We start from the raw sequence: 8,720 nt of genomic DNA on the forward strand, positions 1-8,720 counted from the left end.
TGTCAGTCCACGATTGCAATCTATGATCGCTACAAGCCCATCACCGCCGATGCCCGCCTATCTGACAGTCACCCCGTCCTTATTTCTTCTTTTGATGCTGCTTGGGCCGATAGCCCGTGATCCGCTTGAACGCGGTGCTGAAAGCACTTTCCGACCCGTATCCCAATCAGAAGGCCAGCAACGACGATTCCTTTGAGTGCGACAGGTGTTGCTCGCCAGCGTCATGCACGAGCGGGCAAGATACTCGATTGAGTCGCGCCGACCGCTGCTCTGAAGTGCGTCTGCGACATGCCAGCAAATTTGGCGACGCGGTGCCTTTCATACCGAACACCCGAGATGACCGCCGTTTACCACGCAACTGCCGCCGAAAGCCACCGACAGCCGCACAGCAATGGGAATCTGCATGATCATCAAAGGGTTATGATGATCTCGTAGTGCTCATCTTCATCGGGCATGGCCCGCCAGTTTTTATATTTTCCGATTAAAAATCAAAGTCTTAAATGTGCGGCGACTATTACGCCCCACGTTTCGCCCCACATTTGCGAGGGGCTGGCCTCCCTCACGCGCGAAGGCGTAGGGGCGGCTGGCTCACTCGGCAGACTCGCCCTTCGCGCTCGTCGGGGATGCGGTGGCGGCGTCCTTTTCGTTCTGAAGGCGCAGGATGACCTCCACTTGCTGCACGGCGATGGACATCTCGTAGTCGTCCAGATTGTTCACCGCCGACACCATCCGATCAAGCAGCTGCGCGCGCACCGTCGGCTCCGGCAGATCCTCAGGCTCGCGCTTCACGCCCAGCAACGCGTCCGGCGTGGCGCCAAGCGTTTTTGCAATCTTCACCAGCGTCGCCAAGTCCGGCTCCCTCGCCCCGCTCACATAATGAAAAATAGCGACGCTCGTTCAGTCCGGCCCGGCGGGCAGCTTCGGCGTTGGAGAGGTTGAGCGCCGCGGCACGGGCTCGAAGATTGGCTGCGAAGAGATCCATGAGAACGAAATGTTCATGCGCCCCCTGCGCCATATACGAAATATTTATGTAATATTATGGTCCAATATTTTCACAATCCACCACGCAAAAACATCGTGCCAAAAATAGAAAAGCCAGATTCACGGCCCTGCTCGCAGGCCTCGCCCTCGCATCTGCCGCCGAACCCGCCTTTGCGCAGCGCGGCATTGAGCTGGGCTACAAGGACCGCATCTTCGAGCAAAGGTACGTGCTCAGCGCGCCGATGAACGACTTGGAGCGGATTGCCACCCTTGCCGCGCTCCAGGTCCGCCTTGCCCCGCGCCCCGATCGACGCCCGAACCTGCCCAGCCCGCGCATCATGGATGCCTTGGGGGGCGTCTGCCGCGCCATTCTGCTCGTCGCCGCGATGCCGAGCGCGCTCACCCCAAGCCAGAAGGAGCTCGACAACGTCGCAGCCCGGAAACGTTTGGAGCGCGATGACACGGGCGACCGCGACTGCGTCCTTCAATTGCTTCTGTTCGAGACCGCCTACGCCGATCCGCTGGCCACCGATGCCCAGCTCTCCGGCCTCGCACGGGACATACGGCGGCGCTTTCGGGCGGTCTTAGTCTCGGCCGCCAATGCCAACGATCCGGCCGTGCAGGACGGGCTGCGCCAATTCTCACCCATCCTCGCCCGCATCAGCCGGCTGCAAGGCGCGGGGGTCGCGCTTCCCGCGAGCCTTTTCAAGCTCCTGGATATCCCTGAGGGGGAGGGCTTCGCTGTTTTCGCCCGAGGATGGATCGGCTCCGAACGAATCGCCCCGATTGAACGCCAGCTGACGGCCCTTGAGGATGAAGCGGCACAGCCGTTGCGCGCTGCCAAGATCGCGGAGGAAGCCCGGCTCGCGCAGGAATTGGCCGCCCAACGGGCCCAAAACGAGCAGGAGGCGGCCCGCAAGCGGGCGGAACTGGAGCGCGCGGAGGCCGAACAGGCACGGGCGCGCGCTGAACGTGCTCGCAAGGACCGCATCGAAAGCCTGCAGAGCGCAATCGCACGCGCCAATGAGGACCTTGAAAGCGAGTATACCATCGCCCGGATCTCGCGGGATCGCCCGCCTTATTCGCGCGACCGGCAAGCCTCCATCGACCGTATCCTCGCGCGGCGCGCCCAGCTCGAAGCCAAGCTGCGGGAGCTGCAGGGCGTGAGTGCCGACCCACCGGCGCCCATGCCGGTGATCGCGGCCGCCCCCGCGACGACAGAGCAGCCCGCAGCCGGCTCTTGCCGGATCGGCGCCCCCTGCCCGGTGATCGAGCTGACCTTGTTCTGCCGCACCCGACAGCAACTGAACGCCGTGCTGTCCCAACGGCCGGGGCGGGACCGCAAGCAGGTTCTGAGTACGCTCACCGCTTCGGGCGACTGCCGGCAGGTGCGGGCGGGCGAGGCGTTCAGCTGGGCCGACCCCATCATTGTCATCCAACCGCAGGGCGAAGAGGCGGCCGAATTGGCGCCCGGCACGCTCGCCGATGGCAGCTCGGGCTTTCTGCTCAAGGACGGGATTTTGCCCCGCACGGACGCCGCCCGCTGACACGCTTCAACACTACAGGCTCACCATCAAACCGGGGGATTGACGTGAAGGTTGTGATGAAGAATCCGAAGACGGGGGAACTCAAGGCCATCGGGATGGGCTGGAACTGGCTCTTCTTCCTGCTGGGCAGCTTCCTTGGCATCCCGCTGTTTCTCTATCGCCTCTATCTGATGGGCGGCGTGACGATCCTCGTGAACATCGCCAGCTCCATTTTCATGGGCGCGTCGGCGGCGGACAATCCCATCGGCACGTTGATTGGCCTTGGCATCCAGCTCGCGTTCCTCATTTATCTCGGCATGAAGGGCAATGAGCTGATCGCGAAAAGCCTGCTCGACAAGGGCTGGATCTTCGCCAAGCCCGAGAGCCCCGAGGCGCAGGTCGCCATGTCGAACTGGAAGATCGAGGCGCCCACCGCCCGCGCGTTCTGAACGGCGATGCTTGGGGGCGACACCGATGGCCGCCGCGACAGCGCTGTTGCGGCGGCTTTCTCCGTGAGCAGACACGTACGGAGACAGGCTATGCGCAGCGTCCGGCAGACATTCGGCGCCATCGTCGCCATCGGCCTCAGCGGCCCTCTCGACGCGGCCGAGCGCATGCCGGCCGAACTGCAAGGCGTTTGGGCCAGGAAGCCCCCCGCCGCCTGCGATGTGCCCGCCCCCGACGACATGGCCGAGCTCCCGTTCCTGATCGTCACCCCCGAGGGCTTCGCCGCGCATGAAATGCAATGTGAAGCGATGCAGGTGCGTGCCGAATCACCTGCGCCGACCGGCACCACATGGGCCCTCACCTTCTCTTGCAGCGGCGAAGGCGACCACTGGACCAAGACAGAACACTGGTCGATCCAGCGCAACGCCACTACGATCCGAAGCTGGCAGCTCACCGGGCGCCACCTCCTCAAGGACGGCGAGGCTTTCACGCAGTGCACCCTTGAGGCGGCGCCAACGCGTTGACCGTGCGGAAGACGCGCGCGATTGACTCATTGCTGACCCTTGACTGCGCTGTTAGCGACGTCCGCTTTGCGCCCCCATCTCGGCCGTTCATTGGGCTGCGACGCGATCCCAATACCCGCCGATCGTTCATTTGGTCGAGGTTTGGCAAAACGGGCCTAGCTTGCACTCCAGAGCATCTATCGCAGACAGCCCGCAGGCGGATACTTCCACCCGTCCTCCTTCTCGGCGCCCATCCGGTGCCGTTGCTTCATGCTTTCGATGTCGTCGATCTCGAAGAAGGATATCGTGGCTTGGGGCTGACCGCGGGTGTGGAAGACTTGGCGTTGATAGGCCTCCCCCCTGGGAACATGTGCATTGCTGCCACCGTAGGCTCCATTGTTCGCGATCAACACGAGCTGGTACATGTGGTAATGCAGTGCCTGTGCCATCTGATCGAAGGTGCCGACATCGAGGTTCAGCGCTGGGATCGCGAACACATCCGAGCGATCGCGAAGATCGCTCGCCAGCTTCAAATCGGTTGCATCGTAGCAGATGGAGGCGGTGAGCCACAGCGCATCGTCGGTCGGATTATTTGACCATTCGTAACCCACCAGCCACTGGCACGGGCGGAATCCGGCTATCAGTTCGACCGGTTTAACGTACTTCTGCTCCATTGGAGAGAGGTGCTGTTTTCCCTGTCTTCTGATTACAGTTTGCAGGCCCATGCCAGGTACCATTCTCGGGATGATCCATAAGGCGGAATTGATCAGCGGCTGTCCCGGAATGACGTGCTCGTAGGCCATGCCCACCAGGATCACGGTCTTAAATGCCCGCGCGAACGGCACGAGGTGGGTGGCAACGTCATCTGGATGGACCGACAGTTCTGGCAGGATGAGCCAGTCGAGGCGTTTGCTCGCCGGCTTATGGGTCTCGCGAAGATCCAACATCTTTTCGACCGCGGCCAATGCCGTGGACAGATGCTTACGGTGTTTCCGCCGCAGAGGTGGCGAGCACATCTCAAGATCGGCGGCCGAGAAATCCTTGGCCTCAGGCATGATTGACTGGACGACGCAGGCCCGGAGCGGGCGCCCCTTCAAAGCAGTACCCGGGATCGGCGCATCGACCTTGAGCATCAGGGTACCCGTTGCCGGGCCAACCGCTGCATCGGCGTCGACCAACGCAGCGCGAACTCGAGCGGCTGTCTCCTTTAGCGAGAGCTGCTCGACGCCCGCGCTGCCGGTGCGGCAGCCGGGCCAGATGAGGAGATCAAAGAGAAGATCCTGAGTGACCTGTGATATGGGAAGCCAATCGTCTCCGAAGGCTTCATGCCCGTTGTAGAAGCCGTACTGCCGCTGAAACCAGTGTCCTCTGGTGGGCCGATAGATGGGCTCGCCTTCCTTCCATGATGGTGACCTAACCGGAAGGCTGAAGTCTATTCTGGCTGTGAGAATGAAGCGCAGGAGATAGCCGAGTTGAAAGCGCCAGCGCTGGGATTCCGGCGCCCAAGAGGGCGCGGTGTAAATCGACCGGTAGGTCGGCGTGGTCTGAGCCGATCTGAAAATTACCTGCTCGACGCGGACGTAATTCCCGATTTGACGCACTTCGATCTGCGTCGTCGATGGCGTCACGACTTCCGGCAAACTTTCCCGCTCAAGGTGTGTGATGAATTTCTCGGCGAAGCTAAGGACGCCGATCTCGTTCCGCAGCGGATTCAGTGGCCCTTTGTCCTGAACATAGGACTGCAGAGAGTGCATCTCCTTCGAGTTCGACCATTCGGCGATTCCCAGGTCTTCGGCTATGCCCGCCGGGACGGTGAGTTGCCGATCGACGGCGCGGAAGAGGTCACGGGCGAATTCGATGTCTCGTGCGGCAACCTCCGCGAACCTCTCCGGCGTGAGCATTCGAGCGACGAGGTTCACCGCCCGATCCTTCGAGAGGAACGACCTTCGGCTTACCACTGCGGTTATCGCGAATTCTCGGTCCGACGGGATGTCCCGTTCGCCCGTCAGAAATGACAGGAGCCGCCAGTAGGATCGATTGGTCTGCGGAGCTCCTCGAGATTGAACGGCCTGGGGATTGTGCACCGCGATGTAGAGGAGTGCCTGTTGTGCGAGATACCACGGGACGCGCTCGGCCTTACCCTTGGCCACTCGGATCGCGGCCTCCAGAAGCAGCGATCGATATTCGGCAAGATTGACCGAAGCGGGAAGGCACTCGGGATCGTCGACGAAGCCCGTCTCGGTCGCCCCGGCGCGAAATATCTCGGCGAGGCAGTAATAGGCGACCTGTCGGTTGCTGACCGCTCTGATCTGACCGGCAAGGTACGGTTCGAAGAGCTTCAGCACTTCCTCCAGTAGCTGGCGGGATGGCCAAAGATCGAGTGCGACGCGCAGCAGCCGCACGTTGGAGGGGTCGAGCATCCATCGCTCGACGAGGATCAGCGCGAAGGAGCGCGCCTCGTCGTCCAGTTCCGATTGCGAGAGCCGGGTGCGTCGAAAGGTCTCTTCGCCGAACTCAGCTAGCTCCATGAAGGGTCGATCATCGAGGAGCGGCCTGAGGGAGCGGAAGGTCTTTCTAAATCGACCAGCAGCGAAACGACCGATTGTCTCGTCCTTGACGTCGGGTACCGCTCTTAGGCCCGGAGGAGCGGCCGTTCTTTCGGCGCCGTTGATCGTCAACTGGGACCGGACGAGCGCTTCGATCGCCTGGATGACTTCCTCGCCACCACTCGCATCGAAACCGCCAGAAATCGCGGTCTGGATGCGCTCCATCTTTCGGGATTGGCGAATGAGAGGCATCTGCTCGCCGCCCACCGACGCTGTTGATGTCTTCTCCGGGGCGAATTCCAAGCCCGGACAGCCGTGGGCTAGGATTTGCTCAAGCCAAGCCATAATGCGAGCCTGAGCGTCCGTTGGGTCGATTCCTGGTGCAGCGACGATGGTCAGCCTAATGTCGTCGACGTACCGACAGGCGTCCTGCAGCCACACGCCGTTGGCAACCTCTAGGCCGATCTGTCCAAGGACCGTCCGATCGAAATCCAGCAGCACGATGTTCGAGAAGAAACCTGCAGCCACCAAGCCTTGGGGAAGGGCGACGCCATCGAACTCAGGGATGCCTGCACGGTGCTTGAAACGGGCGAACTGATGCTCGTCGCGGTCCGCCCAGGACCAGTTGAGAACATTGCCTGCTAGATCGAAGAATGCGTCATCGTCATCGGGCGTCTGCAGCGCCCGCACCTTGGAGAGGAGTAGCTCCGGCGTCACCCGATCGTAGAACTGCTTGAGGTCGGTCTGGACGATCAGGACTCGATCATCGGTGACGAGCGATGCGGCGACCGTCTCCGGCCGTTGGAGAAAGGAGCGGTAGTCGTGGAAATAGGCTCGGTAGAGTTTAGAGGAACCCCAGCGGTGGACGAGGCCGCCTCCTTCATCATCGCGATCGCAAAAGAGACGGTTGCCGTAGGACATGACCAACCTGCGTATCTCGGGGGATCCGAAACTGCCTGTGGGGTCTCCTTGCGCCGTCTCGGCCCTTTCGCTCAGGCAGAGCAGTAGAGCCGTGGCAGCGACCTGATCGGAAAGCGAGACATGGGCGAGCGGTCGGATCTTCGCCGGTCCTGGCTTTTCAGGCTTCCAAAGCCCTTCGGCGTCAAGGTGCCATCGCTGGCTCTTCGGCGCGGGAACGAGTCTCAGATCGTCGGTCTCGTATCGGCCCGATCGTAGCTGCTCAGAGAGCCGGGATATGAATCTCGGAAGGTCGGCAGCCGCGCGATCTAGCTCCAGAGTATCGGAGAACCAGTTGTGGTGGCGGATGTATGAGGCAGCCTTTTTCCAGGCCTGAACGAGAACGTACTCCTGAGAGACCTGGTCCAAAGTTGGGAGTAACCGCTGCACTTGCTCACCCGTTAAATGCCCCGCGCAATCCAGCGTGAGAATCACTGGTCGCACCACCATTTCCATCGACACCAGGCAGCGCTTTCAAGAATGGTATATCGCTCTGAACGGTGAGGCGAGCGTCTGAGCCGCCAAATCGCCTGTTCCCTTCGATTATATCCCGTGGGCGAACGCGAACGTCGCTATGTCGGGCGTCGGAACCGCCAATGACAGCTATCGTCGAGATCGCGCTTGTGGGCCGCCAGTCAGCAATCGGGCCGAGGCTGTGTGAGAACTCTGTGGATCGTCGCGCAGGTTGTTGCCACGGCGCGCGTCGGCTCCGGTCACCCGGCTATCGCCTTGAGGGTCGAGGCCACGCCGGCGACGGCAATGGCGCGCTTCATGTTGTAAGCCAGTATCGCCAGGCTGGCTTCGGTGGCGACGTGCTTGAGGCCGCGCGTTCGGAAGTGGGTCGCACCCATCCAGCCCTTGATGGTGCCGAAGACGTGCTCGACGGTACAGCGGCGGACCGCCATTGCGTCAGGCATCGCTTGAAGCCTGCGCTCCATCTCATCAAGCACGGCCTCATGCTCCCATCGGCGGATGCGCTTCTCCTTGCCGGCTGTGCACAGGGTACGCGACGGGCAGGCGCTGCAGGCCTTCTGGTTGAAGTAGACGCTGATGAGCTTGCCGCCCTCCACCCGGGCAAAGCGTTTCTGCAGCTGTTGACCGGCGGGGCAGCGATAGGTGTCGGTCTCAGGCTCATGCACGAACCTAGCCTTGCCCCAGAAGCCGCGCGCCTGAGCCGGTGATGTGTTGGGCTTGGGCACCATCGGGATGATGCCAGCTTTGGCGCAGGAGCGGATTTGCTCGCCCTCATAGTATCCACGATCTGCCAGGGCGATCATTTCGGCAGCGCCGGTCTCGGCCTGGGCGGCCGTGGCCATCTCCAGCAGATGCGAGCGGTCATGACCGCGGTTGGTCACCGCATTGGCGACGATGATGTGGTGCCGGGTATCGACGGCCGCCTGAACATTGTAACCGACCACGCCGCGATGATCGCTGCCGGTTGCCATGGCGCGGGCATCCGGATCGGTCAGCGATATCTGCTCATCGGGGGAGGCTTCCAACTGCCGGCCGATCGCCTCGAGTTCGCCAAGGCGCCCGCGCAGCGACGCCAGTCGCTCGGTCAGGTGATGGATCCTGGGAGTGGCCGGGCCGGTCTCCGCCCTGTCGGTCTCCTCAAGCTCGGCGAGATAGCGCGCGATGCTCTCCTCGACATGGGCCTTGCGCCTGACGTGACCCCCTGAAACTCCTCCAGAAATAGCTAGAGTCCGCCCGATGAAAGGGACGGACGAATGAAACGATCAAGGTTCACGGAAGAACAGATT

6 protein-coding genes are annotated in these 8,720 nt (G+C 62.0%); 3 read left to right on the forward strand and 3 right to left on the reverse strand.

The features are described 5' to 3' along the window. Positions 1-588 precede the first annotated feature (588 nt). On the reverse strand, positions 589-849 hold the full coding sequence (locus HUW53_RS17390; protein ID WP_307500713.1) for a hypothetical protein: 261 nt from the start codon (positions 847-849) through the stop codon (positions 589-591). A gap of 374 nt (positions 850-1,223) precedes the next feature. Between HUW53_RS17390 and HUW53_RS17395 the strand changes: the two genes are divergently transcribed. The 3 genes from HUW53_RS17395 to HUW53_RS17405 all read left to right on the forward strand — a co-directional run bounded on the left by HUW53_RS17395 (position 1,224) and on the right by HUW53_RS17405 (position 3,478). Next, a complete protein-coding gene (locus HUW53_RS17395) occupies positions 1,224-2,528 on the forward strand; it encodes a hypothetical protein (protein WP_237347023.1) in 1,305 nt (434 codons plus the stop codon). 56 nt (positions 2,529-2,584) lie between these two features. After that, positions 2,585-2,956: a hypothetical protein gene (locus tag HUW53_RS17400; protein WP_237347024.1), complete on the forward strand. Its 372-nt coding sequence runs from the start codon at positions 2,585-2,587 to the stop codon at positions 2,954-2,956. Between the two features lie 90 nt (positions 2,957-3,046). Continuing rightward, positions 3,047-3,478 carry a hypothetical protein gene (locus HUW53_RS17405; protein WP_237347025.1) on the forward strand — a complete coding sequence of 144 codons (432 nt, stop codon included), beginning with the start codon at positions 3,047-3,049 and terminating at the stop codon, positions 3,476-3,478. Between the two features lie 176 nt (positions 3,479-3,654). On the opposite strand, the gene HUW53_RS17410 is transcribed toward HUW53_RS17405, so the two are convergent. After that, positions 3,655-7,416, reverse strand: coding sequence for an RNA-directed DNA polymerase (locus HUW53_RS17410; protein WP_336885721.1), 3,762 nt, complete (start codon positions 7,414-7,416; stop codon positions 3,655-3,657). Positions 7,417-7,673: 257 nt separating this feature from the next. Beyond that, a complete protein-coding gene (locus HUW53_RS17415; protein ID WP_237347027.1) occupies positions 7,674-8,459 on the reverse strand; it encodes a transposase in 786 nt (261 codons plus the stop codon). Between the last annotated feature and the right edge of the window lie 261 nt (positions 8,460-8,720).

The sequence above is a fragment of the Xanthobacter agilis genome, from assembly GCF_021730435.1.
In the GTDB taxonomy this organism is placed as follows: Bacteria; Pseudomonadota; Alphaproteobacteria; order Rhizobiales; family Xanthobacteraceae; genus Xanthobacter; species Xanthobacter agilis.